General features: G+C 65.2%; 20 protein-coding genes. 12 read left to right on the top strand and 8 right to left on the bottom strand.

Annotation, left to right across the window (positions count from 1 at the left end):
* The first annotated feature begins 2 nt into the window (after positions 1 to 2).
* Genes ACQR0W_RS21330 through ACQR0W_RS21300 form a run of 7 tightly spaced genes read left to right on the top strand, consistent with a single transcriptional unit; the run spans position 3 to position 5,892 of the window.
* Positions 3 to 1,106 (top strand): carbon-phosphorus lyase complex subunit PhnI, encoded by a 1,104-nt coding sequence (locus ACQR0W_RS21330; RefSeq protein ID WP_316166104.1) that lies wholly within the window; start codon positions 3 to 5, stop codon positions 1,104 to 1,106.
* Positions 1,103 to 1,987, top strand: coding sequence for an alpha-D-ribose 1-methylphosphonate 5-phosphate C-P-lyase PhnJ (locus tag ACQR0W_RS21325; protein ID WP_316166105.1), 885 nt, complete (start codon positions 1,103 to 1,105; stop codon positions 1,985 to 1,987). The genes ACQR0W_RS21330 and ACQR0W_RS21325 overlap by 4 nt, the downstream gene beginning before the upstream one ends.
* Positions 1,980 to 2,774: a phosphonate C-P lyase system protein PhnK gene (phnK, locus tag ACQR0W_RS21320; RefSeq protein WP_315810527.1), complete on the top strand. Its 795-nt coding sequence runs from the start codon at positions 1,980 to 1,982 to the stop codon at positions 2,772 to 2,774. Before ACQR0W_RS21325 ends, phnK begins: the two co-directional genes overlap by 8 nt.
* A 19-nt stretch (positions 2,775 to 2,793) precedes the next feature.
* Positions 2,794 to 3,492: a phosphonate C-P lyase system protein PhnL gene (gene phnL / locus ACQR0W_RS21315; RefSeq protein WP_316166106.1), complete on the top strand. Its 699-nt coding sequence runs from the start codon at positions 2,794 to 2,796 to the stop codon at positions 3,490 to 3,492.
* Positions 3,493 to 3,507: 15 nt separating this feature from the next.
* Entirely contained in the window at positions 3,508 to 4,665 is a 1,158-nt protein-coding gene (locus ACQR0W_RS21310; protein WP_316166107.1) for an alpha-D-ribose 1-methylphosphonate 5-triphosphate diphosphatase, read from the top strand.
* Positions 4,662 to 5,303 carry a phosphonate metabolism protein/1,5-bisphosphokinase (PRPP-forming) PhnN gene (gene phnN / locus ACQR0W_RS21305; protein WP_315825147.1) on the top strand — a complete coding sequence of 214 codons (642 nt, stop codon included), beginning with the start codon at positions 4,662 to 4,664 and terminating at the stop codon, positions 5,301 to 5,303. The genes ACQR0W_RS21310 and phnN overlap by 4 nt, the downstream gene beginning before the upstream one ends.
* Positions 5,281 to 5,892, top strand: coding sequence for a pyridoxamine 5'-phosphate oxidase family protein (locus tag ACQR0W_RS21300; RefSeq protein WP_315713014.1), 612 nt, complete (start codon positions 5,281 to 5,283; stop codon positions 5,890 to 5,892). The genes phnN and ACQR0W_RS21300 overlap by 23 nt, the downstream gene beginning before the upstream one ends.
* Before the next feature lie 47 nt (positions 5,893 to 5,939).
* Here the strand turns inward: ACQR0W_RS21300 and ACQR0W_RS21295 are convergent, their stop codons facing one another.
* The 3 genes from ACQR0W_RS21295 to ACQR0W_RS21285 all read right to left on the bottom strand — a co-directional run bounded on the left by ACQR0W_RS21295 (position 5,940) and on the right by ACQR0W_RS21285 (position 8,214).
* Positions 5,940 to 6,161: a hypothetical protein gene (locus tag ACQR0W_RS21295; protein ID WP_315713638.1), complete on the bottom strand. Its 222-nt coding sequence runs from the start codon at positions 6,159 to 6,161 to the stop codon at positions 5,940 to 5,942.
* Positions 6,162 to 7,452: 1,291 nt separating this feature from the next.
* Positions 7,453 to 7,776 (bottom strand): DMT family transporter, encoded by a 324-nt coding sequence (locus tag ACQR0W_RS21290; RefSeq protein WP_315713012.1) that lies wholly within the window; start codon positions 7,774 to 7,776, stop codon positions 7,453 to 7,455.
* A gap of 177 nt (positions 7,777 to 7,953) precedes the next feature.
* Entirely contained in the window at positions 7,954 to 8,214 is a 261-nt protein-coding gene (locus tag ACQR0W_RS21285; protein ID WP_315825146.1) for a hypothetical protein, read from the bottom strand.
* A gap of 211 nt (positions 8,215 to 8,425) precedes the next feature.
* Here ACQR0W_RS21285 and ACQR0W_RS21280 point away from each other — a divergent pair, with 211 nt between their 5' ends.
* Entirely contained in the window at positions 8,426 to 9,400 is a 975-nt protein-coding gene (locus ACQR0W_RS21280; RefSeq protein ID WP_315752890.1) for a quinone oxidoreductase family protein, read from the top strand.
* A gap of 50 nt (positions 9,401 to 9,450) precedes the next feature.
* On the opposite strand, the gene ACQR0W_RS21275 is transcribed toward ACQR0W_RS21280, so the two are convergent.
* From ACQR0W_RS21275 to ACQR0W_RS21265, 3 genes are all read right to left on the bottom strand, one after another.
* A complete protein-coding gene (locus tag ACQR0W_RS21275; protein ID WP_315713008.1) occupies positions 9,451 to 9,726 on the bottom strand; it encodes a hypothetical protein in 276 nt (91 codons plus the stop codon).
* Between the two features lie 218 nt (positions 9,727 to 9,944).
* Positions 9,945 to 10,934 carry a hypothetical protein gene (locus tag ACQR0W_RS21270; protein WP_316166108.1) on the bottom strand — a complete coding sequence of 330 codons (990 nt, stop codon included), beginning with the start codon at positions 10,932 to 10,934 and terminating at the stop codon, positions 9,945 to 9,947.
* 945 nt (positions 10,935 to 11,879) lie between these two features.
* Positions 11,880 to 12,497 carry a LexA family transcriptional regulator gene (locus ACQR0W_RS21265; RefSeq protein WP_315713004.1) on the bottom strand — a complete coding sequence of 206 codons (618 nt, stop codon included), beginning with the start codon at positions 12,495 to 12,497 and terminating at the stop codon, positions 11,880 to 11,882.
* A 150-nt stretch (positions 12,498 to 12,647) separates the two neighbouring features.
* Here ACQR0W_RS21265 and ACQR0W_RS21260 point away from each other — a divergent pair, with 150 nt between their 5' ends.
* Together ACQR0W_RS21260 and ACQR0W_RS21255 are read left to right on the top strand one after the other, a co-directional pair.
* Positions 12,648 to 13,178 carry a GcrA family cell cycle regulator gene (locus tag ACQR0W_RS21260; RefSeq protein ID WP_315825144.1) on the top strand — a complete coding sequence of 177 codons (531 nt, stop codon included), beginning with the start codon at positions 12,648 to 12,650 and terminating at the stop codon, positions 13,176 to 13,178.
* Between the two features lie 52 nt (positions 13,179 to 13,230).
* The gene (locus tag ACQR0W_RS21255) at positions 13,231 to 13,830 is read left to right on the top strand and encodes a DUF6456 domain-containing protein (protein ID WP_316166110.1); all 600 of its coding nucleotides are present in this window, start codon (positions 13,231 to 13,233) and stop codon (positions 13,828 to 13,830) included.
* 68 nt (positions 13,831 to 13,898) lie between these two features.
* On the opposite strand, the gene ACQR0W_RS21250 is transcribed toward ACQR0W_RS21255, so the two are convergent.
* On the bottom strand, positions 13,899 to 14,255 hold the full coding sequence (locus tag ACQR0W_RS21250) for a hypothetical protein (protein ID WP_316166111.1): 357 nt from the start codon (positions 14,253 to 14,255) through the stop codon (positions 13,899 to 13,901).
* A gap of 250 nt (positions 14,256 to 14,505) precedes the next feature.
* On the opposite strand from ACQR0W_RS21250, the gene ACQR0W_RS21245 reads away from it, so the two are divergent.
* Positions 14,506 to 14,922 carry a hypothetical protein gene (locus ACQR0W_RS21245; protein WP_316166112.1) on the top strand — a complete coding sequence of 139 codons (417 nt, stop codon included), beginning with the start codon at positions 14,506 to 14,508 and terminating at the stop codon, positions 14,920 to 14,922.
* Positions 14,923 to 14,958: 36 nt separating this feature from the next.
* On the opposite strand, the gene bamA is transcribed toward ACQR0W_RS21245, so the two are convergent.
* Positions 14,959 to 17,280, bottom strand: a complete 2,322-nt coding sequence (gene bamA, locus ACQR0W_RS21240) for an outer membrane protein assembly factor BamA (RefSeq protein WP_316166113.1) — start codon at positions 17,278 to 17,280, stop codon at positions 14,959 to 14,961.
* Between the two features lie 231 nt (positions 17,281 to 17,511).
* Here bamA and ACQR0W_RS21235 point away from each other — a divergent pair, with 231 nt between their 5' ends.
* Complete coding sequence (locus ACQR0W_RS21235) at positions 17,512 to 18,567, top strand: hypothetical protein (RefSeq protein WP_315825140.1); 1,056 nt, start codon at positions 17,512 to 17,514, stop codon at positions 18,565 to 18,567.
* The last annotated feature ends 59 nt before the right edge of the window (positions 18,568 to 18,626 follow it).

The raw sequence follows: 18,626 nt of genomic DNA, 5'->3' as shown, positions 1-18,626 counted from the left end.
GCATGTATGTTGCCGTCAAGGGTGGCGAGCGCGCCATCGAGAACGCGCACCGGCTGCTGGCGCATGAACGCCGGGGTGATCGCGATGTGCCCGAACTTTCGCTGGCGCAGATCTCCGAGCAGTTGGGGCTTGCCGTCGATCGCGTGATGGCCGAGGGCTCGCTGTACGACCGCGAGCTCGCGTCGCTCGCAATCAAGCAGGCACGCGGTGATCTGATCGAGGCGATCTTCCTGGTGCGTGCCTTCCGCGCGACCCTGCCGCGCTTCGGTGCGACCGAGCCGGTCGACACCGGTGCGATGCGGGTGCAGCGGCGCGTCTCGTCGACCTTCAAGGACATTCCGGGCGGCCAGGTGCTCGGGCCGACCTTCGACTATACGCATCGGCTGCTCGATCCGCAGTTGGCGGCCGCCGCCGAGCCGGAGCCGCCGGCCCGTGCCGAGGCGCCGAATGCGCCGACGCCACGTGTCACCGATATTCTCGGCCAGGACGGGCTGATCGAGCCGTCGCCGCAAGCCGATGTTGGCGCGCCGGTCGGCGATCTCACCCGCGATCCCCTAGGCTTTCCCGCCGATCGTGATCTGCGGTTGCAGAATCTCGCACGCGGTGATGAGGGCTTTCTGCTCGCGCTCGGCTACTCGACCCAGCGCGGCTACGGCCGCAACCATCCCTTTGCCGGCGAAATCCGCTTCGGCGAAGTCGAGGTCGAGTTCGTGGCCGAGGAGGTCGGGTTCGCGGTGCCGCTCGGATCGATCGAGCTGACCGAATGCCAGATGGTGAACCAGTTCAAGGGATCGGCAACCGAGCCGCCGTGCTTCACGCGCGGTTACGGTCTCGCCTTCGGGCAGAGCGAGCGCAAGACGATGTCGATGGCGCTGGTCGACCGCGCCTTGCGGGCACGCGAGCTGGGCGAGGATACGGTCGCGCCGGCGCAGGATGAGGAGTTCGTGATGTCGCACTCCGACAACGTGCAGGCGACCGGGTTCGTCGAGCATCTGAAGCTGCCGCACTATGTCGACTTCCAGTCCGAGCTCGGCCTGCTGCGCAAGCTGCGCCAGGAATTCGCCGAGGCCAATGCCGTTCCCGAATTGAAGGAAGCTGCGGAATGAGCGCGCCGACCTACAATTTCGCCTATCTCGACGAGCAGACCAAGCGGATGATCCGTCGCGCCATCCTGAAGGCGATCGCGATTCCCGGCTATCAGGTGCCGTTCGCGAGCCGCGAGATGCCGATGCCCTATGGCTGGGGCACCGGCGGTGTGCAGGTCACCGCCGCCATTCTCGGTCCCGACGACGTGCTCAAGGTCATCGATCAGGGATCGGACGATACGACAAATGCGATCTCGATCCGCAAATTCTTCGCCAAGACCGCGGGCGTCGCGACCACGACGTCGACGGAAGAGGCGAGCGTGATCCAGACCCGGCATCGCATTCCCGAGGCGCCGCTTCACGAGGGGCAGGTGCTGGTCTATCAGGTGCCGATCCCGGAGCCGCTGCGCTTTCTCGAGCCGCGCGAGACCGAGACCCGCCGCATGCATGCGCTGGCCGAATATGGCCTGATGCACGTCAAGCTCTATGAGGACATCGCACGCTTCGGCCACATCGCGACGTCCTACGCCTATCCGGTCAAGGTCAATGCGCGCTACGTGATGGATCCGTCGCCGACGCCGAAGTTCGACAATCCCAAGATGGACAATTGCCCGGCGCTGCAATTGTTCGGTGCGGGACGCGAGAAGCGAATCTATGCCATTCCGCCCTATACGCCGGTCGTCTCGCTGGATTTCGAGGACCATCCGTTCACGCGCTACAAGTTCGATGCCCCCTGCGCGCTGTGCGGCGCGGAGGATTCCTACCTGGACGAGATCGTGACCGACGACAAGGGCAGCCGCATGTTCGTCTGCTCCGACACCGATTACTGCGAGGGCCGCCAGGCGTCCGGACATCGTGGCGAGCAGAGCGCCGCCCCGCACAAGGAGAGCGCCCATGGCTGAGATGATCAGCGCATCCGATCAGCCGCTGCTCGTCGCGGAAGGGCTTGCGAAGAGCTACGGCCGGTTGGCAGCCTGCCGCGACGTCTCCTTCGTGCTCTATCCCGGCGAGGTGCTCGCCATCGTCGGCGAGTCCGGCTCGGGCAAATCGACACTCCTGCAGATGCTGTCGGCGCAACTGGCGCCGACGTTGGGCCGCGTGTCCTATCGGATGCGGGACGGGGTGCTGCGCGATCTTGCCGGCCTTGGCGAGGCGGAGCGCCGTTTTCTGTTCCGCACCGATTGGGGCTATGTCCATCAGGACCCGACGCAAGGCCTGCGCATGGCGGTCTCCGCCGGCGCCAATGTCGGCGAGCGGCTGATGGCGGTCGGCTGGAATCACTACGGTCGGATCAGGCAGACCGCCTCGTCCTGGCTCGCGCGCGTGGAGATCGACGTTGCCCGCATCGACGATGCGCCGCGGACCTATTCCGGCGGCATGCGGCAGAGGCTGCAGATCGCGCGCAATCTCGTGACCGAGCCCAGGCTCGTGTTCATGGATGAGCCGACCGGAGGACTCGACGTGTCCGTGCAGGCGCGCCTGCTCGATCTGATGCGCAGCCTCGTCAACGAGCTCGGCCTCGCCGCCATCGTCGTGACCCACGATCTGGCCGTGGCGCGGTTGCTGTCTCATCGTGTGATGGTCATGAAGGAGGGGCGGGTGATCGAGACCGGCCTCACCGACCAGGTGCTCGACGATCCGCGCGAGCCGTACACACAGCTCCTCGTGTCCTCGATCCTGCCGCCATGATGCAATTGGGCCCAATGCGATGACCGTGATGATCGATGTCGAGAATGCAGAGAAGACCTTCACCATGCATCTGCAGGGCGGCATATCGCTGCCCGTGGTGCGCGGCGTGTCGTTCCAGGTCAAGGCCGGCGAATGCGTCGTGTTGTCGGGACCGTCGGGTGCCGGCAAGTCGTCGATCCTGAAGATGATCTTCGGCAACTACCGTTGCGATGGCGGACGCATCGGCGTCCGGCACCTCGGCGAGATGACCGATCTCGCCGGCGCCGAGCCGCGCCTTGTCCTCCATGCGAGGCGGCAGACCATCGGTTATGTCAGTCAGTTCCTGCGCGCGGTGCCGCGCGTCCCTGCGCTCGATGTCGTTGCCGAGCCGCTGCTCGCGGCCGGCCTGCCGCGCGACGATGCGAGGGTGCGGGCGGGGGGACTGCTGCGGCGGCTGAACATTCCCGAGCGGCTGTGGTCGCTGCCGCCATCGACCTTCTCGGGCGGCGAGCAGCAGCGGGTCAACATCGCTCGCGGCTTCATCTCCGATGTCCCGGTGCTGCTGCTCGATGAGCCGACCGCGTCGCTCGATGCGGCGAACCGTGCGGTCGTGGTCGACCTGATTGCGGCGAAGAAGAAGGACGGGGTGGCGATGCTCGCGATCGTGCATGATGACGATATCCGTGCGCAGATTGCGGATCGCATGGTCGACGTCATGACATTCGCCGCGGCGGCGTAAAGGGACAAATTGCAGATGAGCGCGAACATGTCCGATCTCGTGATAGGCAATGCCAGGCTGGTCCTCGCCGACCGGGTCGTCGAGCAGGGCTGGGTGGCGATCGCCGGAGGCCGGATCGCGGAACTGGGCGAGGGGGCGGCGCCGGCCGGCAGCCTGGATGCCGGCGGCGACCTGCTGATGCCCGGGTTGGTCGAACTGCACACCGATCACCTCGAGGCGCATTTCGTGCCCCGCCCCAAGGTCTATTGGGATCCCGTTGCTGCGGTCATTTCCTATGACGGGCAACTTGCGACCGCGGGCATCACGACGGTGCTGGATTCGCTGCGGGTGTGGAGCGAGGAGGGCGCCGAGGGCGTCGACGGCCAGGCCAATGTGCTCGCGGAAGCGATCGCGACGGCGCGCGACGGCGGGCTGCTGCGGTCCGATCACTTCCTGCATCTGCGCTGCGAGGTGCCGATGCCGACCGTGGTCGAGGAGGCGCGGCAACTGGCGGGGCGTCCGGATGTGCGGCTGATGTCGCTGATGGATCATACGCCCGGGCAGCGCCAGTTTCGCGACGAAGGCAAGCTGCGCGACTACTATCGCGGCAAGAGCGGCGGCAAGACCGATGCGGAGCTCGACGTGATGTTCGCACGCCGCTTCGCCTATCAGCAGGCCTATGCGGCGCCGAACATGCGCGACATCGTTGCACTGGCGAAGACCCATGACGTGCCCCTGGCCAGTCACGATGACACGACGGAGGAGAACGTCGCCGATGCAATCAAGGACGGCATCGCAGTCGCGGAGTTTCCAACCACGATGGAAGCCGCGCGGGGCCTTCACCAGGCGGGCATCAGCATTCTGATGGGCGCTCCGAACGTGGTGCGCGGCGGGTCTCACTCCGGCAATATCGCCGCCGTGGACCTGGCGCACGAGGGCCTGCTCGACATTCTGTCGTCGGACTACGTCCCGTCGAGCCTGCTGATGGGCGCGCTGCAATTGCCGCAGCGGGTGCCGTCCATCGGTCTTGCGGCGGCCGTCCGCACCGTCACCAAGGCCCCTGCGGACGCCGTCGGCCTGCATGATCGCGGCGAGATCGCGGTGGGCAAGCGTGCGGACCTGATCCGCGTCCATGTCGCGGGCCAGTTGTCGGTCGTGCGCAGCGTCTGGCGGGAAGGACAGCGGGTGGCATGAGCGAAACCGAGGTTGCATCGGCGAAGACGCCCGCGAAGCTCGGTCCCGGCCGCCTGATCCTGGTGGTCGGGCCGAGCGGCGCGGGCAAGGACACCTTGCTCAATGTGGCGCGCCGCGAATGCGCTGGCGACGACCGGATCGTTTTTCCGCGGCGGATCGTCACGCGCGAGGCCTCGGCTTTCGAGGATAATCTCGAGATGAGCGCGTCCGCTTTTCGTGAGGCGCTCAGCGCCGGTGAGTTCGCGCTGCATTGGGAGGCCCACGGACACGACTACGGCGTGCCGCGCGCGATCAAGAATGACATCCTGGCCGGCCGCATCGTGGTCGTGAACGTCTCGCGAACGATCATTCCCGCCGCGCGCCGGGACTATGCCGACGTCATCGTCGTCGCCATCACTGCGCCGGCGGATGTTCTCGCCGAACGGCTCGGCAAGCGGCACCGTCCGAGTGACGGCGATATCGGTGAGCGTCTTCACCGGGCGGTGAGCGAAGACACCGCGGCGGACGTCACGATCGTCAATGTCGGCGATCCCGAGCCGCACGGTCACAGGCTGGCGGACATCATCAAGCGACCGATCGACGCAGAACCGATCGGATCCGAGGGAGGAAGCGGCCATGTCGATCATCACCACGATTGAGCAGCTCGAGGCGATCTATGGCGAGACGGGGCTGGCATCGACGGCGAAGGTGGCTGATCGCGTGACGCCGCACTACCGGATCATGATCGAGAAGTCGCCTTTCGTGGCGCTGGCGACGTGTGGTCCCGAAGGTCTCGACTGTTCGCCGCGCGGCGATCTTCCCGGCTTCATCCGCATCCATGACGACAAGACGCTGATGATGCCGGATCGCCGCGGCAACAATCGCGTGGATTCCTTGCGCAACGTCGTGCGCGATCCGCGGATCGCGCTGCTGTTCCTGATTCCGGGATCTGGCAACACGCTGCGTGTGAACGGGCACGGTCACCTGTCGACCGCTCCCGATCTGTTGGAGTCGTTCCGGATGGAAGGCAAGCTGCCGCGCTCCGTCCTGGTCATGACGGTGGAAGAGATCTACTTCCAATGTGCGCGCGCGATCGTTCGTGCCGATCTCTGGAACCCGGACAAGCGGGTCGACCCGCAGCAACTGCCTACGCCGGGACAGATCCTTGCGGCGATGACGGCCAACGACATCGACGGCGCGGCGTACGATCGCGAGTGGCCCGAGCGTGCGCGGAAATCGATGTGGTGAATTCGGAGCGCGGCTCTTCAAAAAAGGGGAGGCCGCGCTCCTAAAGATCAGGCTGCGACATCGAGCAGGCGTGAGGATCCCCTGACGAGCACCTTGCGGCCGGCCATTGTGAGTGTTGCCGCGCCATTGTCGATGGAGGCGAGTCCAAATGCAGTGAGCTCGTCGACAATCATGCCGTTCAGCCTGCGGCGTTCACGCGCGGGAATGCGAAGCGCCTTCAGCGTCTCCCATTGGTCCGGCGTGAGTTCGTGTTCGAATTCCGCGTTCATGCTGCCTCGAATGTTGACGTCCGGCACTCGTCTTAGAAAGTCCGCGTGACGAAGATGCGACCTTCATGCATCCGTACTGATACGGTCCACGTCATTACGCTCGAACCCGCCCGCGATTAATTCAAATTTGAATGATCGCGAATGTGGTGCTGCATTGCAGCTCGCCGTGTTGGTAGCGGTGAACGATCGTCCGTCGTTAACAGATAATTAAGCCATGTGGGCAGCGCACAACGGTAACGCCGCTGTCACATCGGTGTGTCAAACGGCGCCATCGTCCTGCTCGAATCGGCCGGCGCATGTTTGAAGCGAAACACGTTGAATGGCTGACCTGACCGACGTTCCGCCGCTGCGATCGAACCGCAGAATCTGGTTGCGCAGTCTGGGCGGACTGGCCTTGAGCCTCTCGATTGCAGCTGCGGCCGTGTATGTCCTGGCACGCGCCGTCAAGAAGCTCGACCTTGCTCATGTTCTGTCGATCGTCGAGGCCACGGACCTTCATCTGATCGCGATGGCGCTGGCGTTCATCGTCCTCTCCTACGCCAGCCTCACGCTCTACGACCTGTTCGCGTTGCGGACGATCGGCCGCCGGGACATTCCCTATCGCGCCGCCGCGCTCGGCAGCTTCACGAGCTACCCGATCGCGCACGGCATCGGTGCGGTCGCGCTGGTCTCGCCGCTGGTGCGATATCGGATCTACGCGCCGTACCGGCTCGGTGCGATCGACATTGCCAATATCAGCTTCCTGACCGGCCTGACCTTCTGGCTCGGAAATCTCACCGCGCTCGGCCTGAGCTTGATGATCGATCCGGATGCCTTCGGATGGATGGAATATTGGCCGCCGGCGATCAACCGTCTCGTTGCCGCGGCACTGCTTTGCGCCGTTGCCGCCTTCGTCGTGTGGAGCTGGCCCGGGCGGCGAAGTGCGCGCTGGCCCGTTCGACTGCCGTCCGGGCCCGCCGTGCTGCTGCAGATCGTGGTCGGCCTGTTCGAGCTCAGCGCCGCGGCGCTGGCAATGTACGTCCTCATGCCGCCGGAACTCGGCATCGACCTCGCGCGGCTGATGGCGGTCTTCATTGCCGCGACCTTGCTTGGATTTGCCAGCCATGCCCCAGCCGGCATCGGCCTGTTCGACGCAACGATCCTGCTGGGCCTGGGCGGCGTTGACCAGGAGCGCCTGCTGGCGGCGCTGCTGATCTTCCGCGCGCTCTATCACCTGTTGCCGTTTGTGCTCGCCCTGGTCGTGTTCGGCAGCGTCGAGCTGTCGCGCTCCTGCCGGAGGTCGTCGATGGTGTCAGACCGGCGAGTTCAGCTTCAACCCGATCATGCCGGTGATGATCAGCGTGAGGCAGATCAGCCGTGTCGGGTCCGCCGGCTCGCTGTAGAGGATCATGCCGGCGAGGATGCTCCCGGCCGCGCCGATCCCGGTCCATACCGCATAGGCGGTGCCAAACGGCAGTGAGCGCAGCGCGAGCGACATCATCGCGAAGCTGAGCAGAATGGCGATCACGGTGGCGACGCTGGGCCAGAAGCGCGTCAGGCCGTCGGAATGCTTCAGGCCAAGCGCCCAGATGATCTCGAGAGCTCCGGCCGCGAACAGAGCTAGCCAGCCGTTCATGAGGGCCGCGCGCCCAACGGTGTAACATCGCCCACAGATCCGAGGCGGGCCTCGCGAAGCCGCGGATCGCTTGCACCGAGCAGTCCGGCCATTTCGTCATCTCCGCGCCGGTCGAACCTGCCGTCCATCTGCATGGTTTGCGCGACGCGCATATGACAAGCTGGGCGCGCGTCGGGTCTATCTCTCCTCCATCATCGTGAATACGAATCCTGTCAGCGTTGCGCCGACAGCAAAGGACAGCGTCAATACACCGACGAAGATCACGAGCGTCGCGTGCGGATCGACACTGTGGGCGATCAGGGTCGAGATGCCGAACGCATCCAGTTGGGTCAGCCCGAAGGCGAAGCCGAGCCCCATGGCGATGCCCATCAAGGTGTGGCAGGCCAGCTCGATCAGCATGGCCGGATTGACTACTGCGCTGCGTCGTTTGGGCGGCATGGGCTCGGACTCCACGCTATGGCCGATGAACGCTGGAACGGTGAACGTTGTTCCTGTGCCGGCTGGCAAAGCCGATTGCCAAACCGAGCCGACAGCGGCTACGGATGACCGAGGTTCGGTCGCGGAAAAACAAAGCTCGAACGGCCCGCAAGGGGGGCCGGCGCGCGGCCGAGCGGCGCAGCGTCGCGCGATCCGACAGGGAGGATAACCCATGACGAACGCCATTCGTTTCCACAAGACCGGCGGTCCCGAGGTTCTCGCTTGGGAGCAGATCGAGGTCGGCAAGCCCGGCCCCGGCGAGGCGCGTATCCGCCACACGGCGGTCGGGCTCAACTTCATCGACATCTACAATCGTTCCGGGCTCTATCCGGTCCAGCTTCCGAGCGGACTGGGCAGCGAGGGCGCGGGTGTGATCGAGGAACTGGGCGAAGGGGTGACGGACCTGAAGGTGGGCGACCGGGTCGCCTACGGCTCGTCGCCGCTCGGCGCCTATTCAGAGGCGCGGCTGATGCCGGCCGCGCTGCTGTTGAAACTGCCCGACGAGATCGACGACAAGACCGCCGCTGCCATGATGCTCAAGGGCCTGACCGCCCAGTACCTGATCCGGCAGACCTACCGCGTCAAGGCGGGCGAGACCATCCTGCTGCATGCCGCCGCCGGCGGCGTCGGCCTCATCCTCAGCCAGTGGGCCAAGCATCTCGGCGTTCACGTCATCGGCACCGTATCCAGCGATGACAAGGCGCAGCTGGCCAAGGCCCACGGCTGCGAGCACACCATCATCTATACGCGGGAGGACTTCGTCGCGCGCGTCGGCGAGATCACCGGCGGCAAGAAGGTGCCCGTGGTCTATGATTCCGTCGGCAAGGACACGTTCCTGAAATCGCTCGATTGCCTCGCGCCGCTCGGCTACGCGGTGCTGTTCGGCCAGTCCTCCGGCACGGTCGATCCGCTCAATCTCGGGCTGCTCGCCCAGAAGGGATCGCTATTCGTGACCCGGCCGACGCTGTTCACCTACGCCGCCAAGCGCGAGAGTCTGGTCGCGATGGCCAACGAGCTGTTCGACGTGGTCAAATCTGGCGCGGTAAAGATCGAGGTCAACCAGACCTATCCGCTCAAGGAGGCGGCCCGGGCTCACGCCGATCTCGCGGCACGCAAGACGACCGGCTCGACGGTCTTTCTGGTCTGATCTGGCGCGTCCTCCGGTCGCGAGATCCCGATAGGGCCGGCGCAGCCGGGTCAAACCCGCTCGTGCTTGCGCAGGTCGCGGAGGTGATCGGACCGGGCGGCCTGCAGGTCGGCGTCCCGCCCATCGATCTCGGGCAGGGCGGCTTCGGACATGATATCGGCCGTGACGTCCGCAACCGACCGGTCGACGATCTCGTGGATGAAGCTGACGTTCGAATATTCCCCCGACGCGATGCGCGCAACGACGTCGCGCCGGGTCATCTCGGGATCGACCACGGCCTCGCGTCCGCGCCGGCCGTAGTCGATCATCACGACGAAATACTGCATGGAGCGCCGGTTCGCCTTCGGCTGACTGTGATCGCTCCATTATTTCTTTAAATCAGAATTTTGTCAAGGCTGATTCGGTCCATCCTCGCCTCACCGACTCCATCCCCAGCCTGCGCGGCCATGACCACACCGGAATCAGCCGCAGAAATAGTCCAGGCGATGTGACGTGGCGTGCGGAAGCATGTTCCCGCACGCCATGAAGACCGCGTCATCGCCCATCACTGCACGTTGAACGTCGCGCCGGGACATTCGGTGGTCACGCTGATCGGGATCGCCTGCGCCGCCGCCGCGGTCGGCTTCGGCTTCGCAACCACCTTCCAGCGGCCGGGCTTGTTCAGCCAATATCTGTGCCTCGATGTCGCAATGCGGCGCTCGGTATAGGTCGTGCCCTTCCAGATCAAAGGGCCCTTCGGCTTCGGTGCCGCGACCTCATGCCACGGTCCGAACTCGCCGAAGTCCATGAACCACAGATGCCATTCGAGCTTCTGATATTCATGATGGGACGCGACCACCTCGACGATGGGGCGACCGTTCAGCCACGACACCTCGTCCTCGAGTGGCTTGATCTGCTGGCAACGGGTATGCAACGGCTCCTGAACGCGAAGCAGATCGTCTCGCTGGCTTTGCGTGAGCATCGCCGAGGTGACGGGCAGTCCCACGTTCGGATCATCGGCCGGATATGAGCAGATCGGCACCGTCGGCGGCCCCTGGCCCGTCCAGGGATTGTTGCTGCAATAGACTCGCCTCGTCACCGACGAAATGCCGGTGGTTGCCGTTTCCTCCGCCTTTCCGGTTTCCCGGTCCCAGACACCGCTGAACGTCGTCTTTTGATTCGGCGGACAGGCCACGGTCTTGTGGGCCGTCCACCAGTGCGAAACCTCGAATTCATAGTACGAGTAGCGCGGCTCTGGATACAGCACGGCTCTGACGCTGGTCAGCGCGTGGTGCGCTTCGCACGCCGTTCCATAGGTATCCAGCCAGCACACGAGGTGGAAGTTTTCGTTCGGCCAGCATCCCGCACGCGCCGACGACGTGAAGCCGAGTGCGGCGATCACCAAGGTAAAGGCAAGAAGATATCTCCGCATGGCGTTTCCCATGATGGCGTTTCCCCCATGTCCTGCCTGTGCAGCCACAGGTTGAAGATGAGTTTGCTCCGGCGCGGCGCCTGGTCGTTGATCGGGATCAATCCGCTTGCGCGACGTCGTCAACGCCGGCCGGACGTCGGCGATGACGCGATGGCACAGCGGGTCCGCTCGCTGGCGGCCCGTGGATCGTCGGGGCGGGTCACCGCTTGGAGCCGAGATAGCGGAAGACCAGCCTGTCCCACCGCCGCCTCCGAATGCCGACTGCTACGTCCATCGCGATGAGCTGCGGGTCGAGGACTGATCCGGGCGCCGGGCGCGGCTGGTGGCAAGGCGTCACGCCCGTCGGGCGAATCAGGGTCGATGCGCCCGCACGATGGTCCGTTCATGGCCTTCGATCGCCTGCAGACGACGTGTGCGGAAACGCTTGTTTTGGGCGAGGCTTCAACGCATTGCCCCGGTCTGGCCCGCCGGGCCGAAAGATTCTTCTTTCTCTTTTTCAGAATTCATGATTGTCTACGCGCATCCCGCCTCATGGAGAGGGGCGTATCGCGGTCGTCACGACACGTGGAGGCGGGGAGTGATGGGCGAGCCGGTTTGCAGCGTGGTCATTCGCGCCGACGAACAACACCGGCTCGTACGGTCAAGTCGCGTGGTCCTGATACCCCGATGCCGGTATCAAGCCTGCGCCGGCGCTGACAGCGCCGCGTGGGTGACGGTGACCAACAAGCCCGGCGCACCGGGGAGAACGCGAAGCAGCCGTGAAAACCATCGCGCAGGGAGGGCCGGATCGTTCCGGCTGGACCTGTGGTACCTGCCGCCTGCGTTTTTTGAGCAGGCGGGCCACGGGCCTCAGTCGAGGTCCGGCCTTCCCTGCACCCTCTCGTTTGAAGAGGGTGAGACCACTGTATCACTCGGACGCCTGGGCGCCGCGAGGCTAAGGACGCACATCCCCATATGTCGCTCAGAATTGTTGATCACGACGGCGCCACAGGCGCGGGGCCTACCCTCCCTTGGAGGCGGGATGCAGGGAGAACGCCGCGGCGTTCCCCCTGCATCCGGCGTCGAGTCTTACTTGTTCGCCGCGCGGGCGCGCGACTTGGCGGCCGCCTTGGCGCGGATCCGCGAGATCTGGCCGCGTGGCAGGGTGACGAAGATCTCGCCGATCCAGTCCAGCTTGACCCCCACGATCGGCTTGGCGTTGAAGCTCTTCAGATTGACCACGGACGGCGATTTGCCGCGTTCAATCGTCTTCAGGTAGCGCTCGCCGGACTTGAGGCGTACCACCGCCTCCTCGCCGTAGAAGCTCGACAGCGGGTGCCGCTGCTCGCGGTAGACCACGATCACGTCGCCATTCTCGTATTTCGGCAGCATCGAATCGCCCGTGACCTCGAAGGCGATGGTCTCCTCGGAGATCGGGAAGGGCAGGGCGACCTCGCCGAGGCCCTCGACGGGCACCTGCTCGTAATCCGGCTCGATCACCGAGCCGGCGCCGACCCGCCCCATGATGGGGACGGAATTGAGCTCCAGATATTCCGTGATGAGCGGAATCTCGGCCGCCTTGATCAGGCGCTGGCCGCCGAGGATCTCGGAGACCGCGCCCGGCCGCACGCCCATGGCGCGGGCCAACCCTCCTTTCGTCTTTCCCGGCTTCTCGAGTGCACGCTCGATCATGGCAACGTCCAACATGGCTTTGACCTCTTTTGCGAATCTCGGAAGGGATTATATGTTTCGAATAATCAGAACTCAAGCTTGACTTTTTCTTCGGAATATCGGAAGATTTGGCCGTCGGGTGAGCCGGCGGATCCGGCGGCCCCGACCCAGAAGGAAGAGGCGAGAATGCAATCCACAGATTGGCCAGACCAGCATTCCAAGATGCTGTGCGAGCTTCATGCCCAGGGGCGGTCCTATGCCGAGATCGCGCGCGCCCTCAATGCGCAGTTCGGAACCGCCTATACGCGGAACGCGACGCTTGGCCGCGGCAAGCGGATCGGGCTGGCCGCGCCGGGCGGGCCGAAAGCCGCGCGATCCGCGCCCCGGTCGATGTCCGCGGCGCCCCGAACCGGACGGCGAGGCGCCGACGCGGCGGTGCGGCCGATGCCGTCCCCGGCGAAGCCCGCCGCGGCCGTCAAGCTGCGTTGCGTCGGCATCAGCCCGCGCCTGCTGTCCCTGGACCAGCTCGAGCGCAACGATTGCCGCTACCCCTATGGCGGTGACCGGGACGACGATCCCATCACCTTTTGTGGTCATCCGCGCCAGCCCGGCTCCTGCTACTGCACGCCGCACTACCATCTCACGCGGCTTCCGCCCGAGGAGGCCGCCGTGCGCTCCGCCGGCCCTTTGATCCTGCGGCTGGTTGCCGCCGCGTAGAGCGCGGCAAACCCGACCCGAACCGACCCCATCCATTTTCCGGAGACGAGACATGGCGCGCCCCAGACGCAGCAAGCCCCATCGCATGTCCAAGACCCACGACCGGAGAGCTCACGACCTGCCGCGAAATGCAGACGTGATTCCCGTGGAGATCGACGATCCGCTGGCGCTCGAGCCCGGCGATAAGATCGTCGCGTTGCGATCGGTCCGCAGCGACCCGCTCGGCCGGCTGCACGCGCACAAGCAGCTGGATGACGCCCAATACCGGGCCGGACGGGCGTTCCAGAACGATTGGGAGCGGGCCGAGCGAGGCCCGCAGGCGGTCGATCCCTCGCGCGAGCACGTTGACGGCGCCCGCGGGCGTGAGCCGGTCACCGAAGGCCAGAGGCAGGCGGTGCTGCGGCTCAACCGCGCCGAGCGCGAGCTCGGCGCCGACGGCGCGGCGATCACCCATGACGTCCTGGTGCACGGCCTGACCATGGAGCAGGTCGGACACAAGCGGGGGCTCGCCAGCCAGCGCTGGAATGATTATTTTGCCCGGCGCTTCAAGGAGTGCCTGGACCGGCTGGCCGTGGTCTACGGGTTGTCCACCGACAGGGTCTCCAGGAAATGCGATGGGGCCGTGCGATCGGGCCATCGGGGCGAGAGCTAACGGCCGGTACGACCGGCACTCGTTCCGTCGTCGACGGGTACGAGCGCCGGTCGGACAATCGTTTTCCCTCAGGGATGCGGCGTCACGACATAAGTGGTGCTGTAGGGCTCGACGCGCAGCGAGGCATGCGACAGCAGACCGATCTTGGCCGAAGGTGCCATCTGCAGCTCGCCGTTCGGGCCGCGATGAACGTTGTACTGCCAGGCTGAGAGGTCGCCTTTCTGCGCCAATGCGCGCGCAACGGCGCTGGCATCGTTCCCGCCGATCGTTGCCAGCTCTTCGCTATTGAGACCGATGACGATCTCGTCCTTGACGGTCACCACCTTGAACAGCGAGGTCGCGCTGTCCCCGGCGCTCGCCATCGAAGCGGTGAGCGCCAGCGCGGCGACGGCGCTGAAGAATGGGCGTGTCAGTCTGGAAGGCATGAGAACTCCTGTTGCCGACGGCATGATGGACGGCGTCGGTGTGCAGCCATTGGTTCCCGACGGGGGGCCGTCGGTTCGAAGAAATCGATGCGGCGGTGGGCTGAACCAGGGGGCGTGACGTCGCGTCTAAGCACGATTGCGGAATGCGTACGTGCCGCCGGACGGCCGGGGTGGTCCCTGAGTTGACACAGGTCAAGCTGCACGCCCGGGCATGTTGTATTTGGGAACGAGTGAAGTGAAGGGTGATGCCATGTTCAGCGGGAAATATCGATCTCCTTCGGCCGGTGGAAAAATCGCGATTGCGGCCGTCGCGGCCATCGCCGTGGTGGCAAGCGCGCCGGCGTCAGCTCATGAGCGGGCGGCGGGTCCGGCCAACAAGCCGGTGGTCGCGACGGCGACAGCCGGCGATTTGACCGATCTCAGCGCTCGTCGGCGCTATCGCCGCGTCTACAGGGGCAATCCAGCCGCCGGCTTGGCCATCATGGGTGCAATGATCGGCACCATCGGCGCAATCGCCGCGCATCAGCACGACGACTATTATTACTATGGGCCCGGCTATTATCCCGGACCCGGCTATTACGGGCCGCCACGGGTGTACTACGCACCGCGGCCATATTATGTTCGTCCGTACTACGGGCCGCCCGGTTACTACTACAGTCCGTACTGACGTGACGCGGCGCTCCGTCCATGTTGTGGTGTCGGCTCAGAAGCCGCCGGCGCTGAAACGGAGCGGCTGCACGACGTCGTGCGCCGCCTTGCTGATCGGGACCGCGTAGTCGACGGTAAGCGGTCCGAACGGTGATGCCCAGGTCATGCCGACGCCGACCGAGGAGCGCAGCACGTTCCTGTTCGCCACCTGGACATTCTGGGTCGGGCCGCGATAGCCGAACACGGTTCCGGCGTCGACGAAGGCCGATGCACGCAGGCCGTATTCCTGCGGCAATCCGGGAATGTTGCCCTGCAGCTCCGCCGTGGTCGCCCAAAACAGGCTGCCGCCGACATTGTCCATCGTCGATCCTGGCGTCAGATCGCGCGGCCCAAAGCCGCCCGGCGCGAAGCCGCGCACCATGGTGGGACCGCCGAAGAAGCTGTTGAGCAGCGGCGCCTGCTGGCCGCCCCATCCGGTGATATAGCCGCCTTGGGCGCGCACCATGCCGGTCAGGTCGCTGTTGATCGACCGATAATAGCGGACGTCGCCCGTGGTCCGTAAGAAGCGAACGTCGCCGCCGAGACCGGCGAGATCCTGCGTCAACTGCGAACGAATGCCGCTGGTCGGCACCTTGTTGTTGTCGAGCGAGCTGTAGGTGACGGTATTGCCGAGCGAGGACACCGTCTGCCGTCCGGCTGCGACCGCCTGGCGAACCGGCAGGGACACCGCCGCCGGCGAGATCCCCGGCGCGAGCACCACCCTTTGGTCGTAGAGCGAATAGCGCCACAGCATGGCAGTCTGCTCGCTGACCGGCATGCCCAGGGTGAGGGCACCGCCATAGGTGTTGCTGCCGAACGATTGGAGTGTGCTGACCATGCTCTGTCGCGCGAACAGCTCCATGCCGGGTGTCGTTCGGCCGAGGGCGTAGGGCGAGGTGAAGGACAGGCTGGCGCCTCGCGCGAACTGCCCGTAGGTGAAAGTGGCCTGCGCAGTGTTGCCGGTGCCGAGTACGTTGCGGTCACCGATCTTCACCTCGGCGAGCAATCCGTCCGTGGACGAATAGCCGCCGGAGACGTTGAAGTCCCCGGTCGCCTGATCGACTGCCTCGACATCCAGCACCACGCGATCCCTGGCCGAGCCCGGCCGCGTCGAGATCTTGACGGTCTTGAAGTAGTTGAGGTTGCGCAGGCGACGTTCGGCGCGGTCGATCAGCGTCCTGTTGTAGGCGTCGCCCTCGCTGACGTCGAACTCGCGTCGAATCACGTCGTCATGCGTGCGCGTGTTGCCGTGGATCTCGATGCGCTCGACATAGCTGCGCCGTCCCTGCTCGATCTGGAAGGTGACGTCGGCCTGCCGATCCTGCGCATGCCGATCGATCCTGGGCTCGACCTGCGCAAACGGAAAGCCGAGCTTGCCAAGTTCGGCCGTCAGGACGTCCGAGGTCTTGTCGATCTTGCTCTGGTCGAAGGTGTCGCCCTGCTGCGTCAGCAACAATGTGCGCAGGCGGTCGCAGGCCAGCCCCTGCACGTTGCAGGAGACGTCGACTGCGGCGAATTTATAGAGTCCGCCTTCCTCGATCGCAAAGGTGAGGTTGTAGCCGCCATTTGCCGCGTCATAGTCGACGCTCACGTTCGTGACCTCGGCATCGGCGTAGCCGTGGTCACGGTAATATCGCCGCAGCAGCTCGCGGTCCTCGTTGACGCGATCTGCGTCGTAGACGTTGCCGCCGGTCACGAAGCTCAGCACGTTGGTGGCCGAGGTCTTGATCACCGCGTGCAATTGTCGGGCGCCATAGGCGCGGTTGCCCGTGAAGTTGATCGCCCTGACCGGCGTCTTCCTGCCTTCGGTGATGGTGAAGACGAGATCGACGCGGTCGTTGCCGCGATCGATGATCTCCGGGACGACGCGGACGTCGTCGCGTCCCGCACGATGATACGCCTGGATGATGCGGGCGACGTCGCCCTGGACAGTTGCGCGTTGCAGGCCGGCTCGCGGCTTTGATAGCACCGCGCCCGTAAGCTCCGCATCCTTCACCTTCTTGTTACCTTCGAAGGCGACGCGATCGAGCACTTTTGCTTCCGAGACGCGGACCACGGTCCGTCCGTCGGCGCGGCTGATCTTCACGTCGTCGAACAGTCCGCTCGCAACCAGCGCCTTCAAGCCGGCGTCGAGCGCGGCGGCGTCGTAGCGCCCGTTGGCGTCAGCGCGAAAATAGGATCGCACGGTGTCGGCATCGACGCGCCGATTGCCCTGTACTGCAAGGGCTTCGCCCGCCACCGCCGGCGGCGCGGACGTCAGCACCGACAGCGTCGCAACGATCAATGCGACGTGTCGCGATCTGCTGTCTCCGCGGTGACGGCTGTTTTGGGTCAACATGCGCGCATCTGCCTGCTCGTCATGCCGGGATGCAAAAGCCGGTGGGCGGCCAAATCATGTCGAGGCCGTGGAGACTCGGGGGCCTGCGATCACGCCTGCGAAGGGTGGCCAGCAGGGAACTGGGCGCGGCCGCAGAATCGACGCAGAGTCGATTCAAACGACGTGCAGCATCGTCCTCATCCGTACGCGCCAGCAGATGCTGATGCGGCGAACGTTTGTCGGGAGCAGACCATGCGCGCGATCGCCTTGGCCCTCATCGCTTGCACTTTCGTTCAATCAGCCCTTGCTGCTGCGGTCGTCCCAGAGATCGACCCACGCGCGTCGCTCGGTGTCGTCCAGAATTGGATCTACAACTATCGCACCAAACCCGACTACGCCCATGTGCCGGCGGCGGTCCGGGTGCTGTTTCATTCGCAGACGTTCAAGGAGCCGGAGAACGCGGGCATCTATCTCGGCTTCATCGCGGGGGCGATCGGCTCCAATCCCGCCAAGGCCGAACAACTCGTCAACAGCTTCTTTCCCGTGCCTCCCGAGGAGGAGTGGGTGGTCGTGCGTGCCATCGCTTATTCGGGTCTGCCGGATTGGCGCAATCTCATGCGCAGGGTCGCGCCGAAGATGCCGGGCCGCCGCGTGATGATCGACGGCTATCTGAGCGGCGCACAGCCGACCTTGATGGACATCCCCTTGGAGGAAACGAAGCCTGGCGTGATGGACAAGCTGCGTGGCGCATTGACGCAGAATCCGTTCAAGAAGGAGGAGCGCAAGCTCGACACGCGGCTCAGCTACGCGACCCACCAGGATCTGCTCGACATCCTCTGGGGTTATTACTTCGCAACCGGCTCGCGCGTACCGATCCAGCGCATCGTGCAGATGCTGCCGTGGTCGAAGAGCCGCGACACGGTCGACAAGCTGACGATCGGCAGCATGGCGCGCTATACGCTTGCCAGCTATTCGGTGCGCGATGCCAGCCTGCGCGACTATCTCCGGGAGGAGCTGGCGCGGCAGTCGGGACCGGTCAAGGAGCCGCTCAGGGAGGTGGTTGAGGCCGCCGATACGGTGCAGCTCGGCGCCGTCCGCAAGGATGCCGTCGCCGCCGTCGAGGAGCTGAAGACCAGGGGCTCTGACGCCCGGCGCAACATGGATTTCTGGGGACAGCTCGGCGTCGGCGCCCTTGCGCTCGGTTGTGTCTCGGCCGCCGCGCTGGGGCAGGTCGCCGTCGGCATCCCTTGCGTGATCGGCGGCTCGGCCTCCCAGGGCCTGCTCTCGTTCTGGGAGAAGCAGCAATAGGCCCTCGGTGGCGCAGCGGCGGCGTTCGTTGGCGGCCGAGGGAAGGGGAGAGCCGGTGG

The sequence above is a fragment of the Bradyrhizobium sp. HKCCYLRH1034 genome (genome assembly GCF_051168375.1).
Taxonomy (GTDB): Bacteria; Pseudomonadota; Alphaproteobacteria; order Rhizobiales; family Xanthobacteraceae; genus Bradyrhizobium.
The sequence above is the reverse complement of the archived record's forward strand: the minus strand, read 5'-3'. Positions and strand labels throughout refer to the sequence as shown.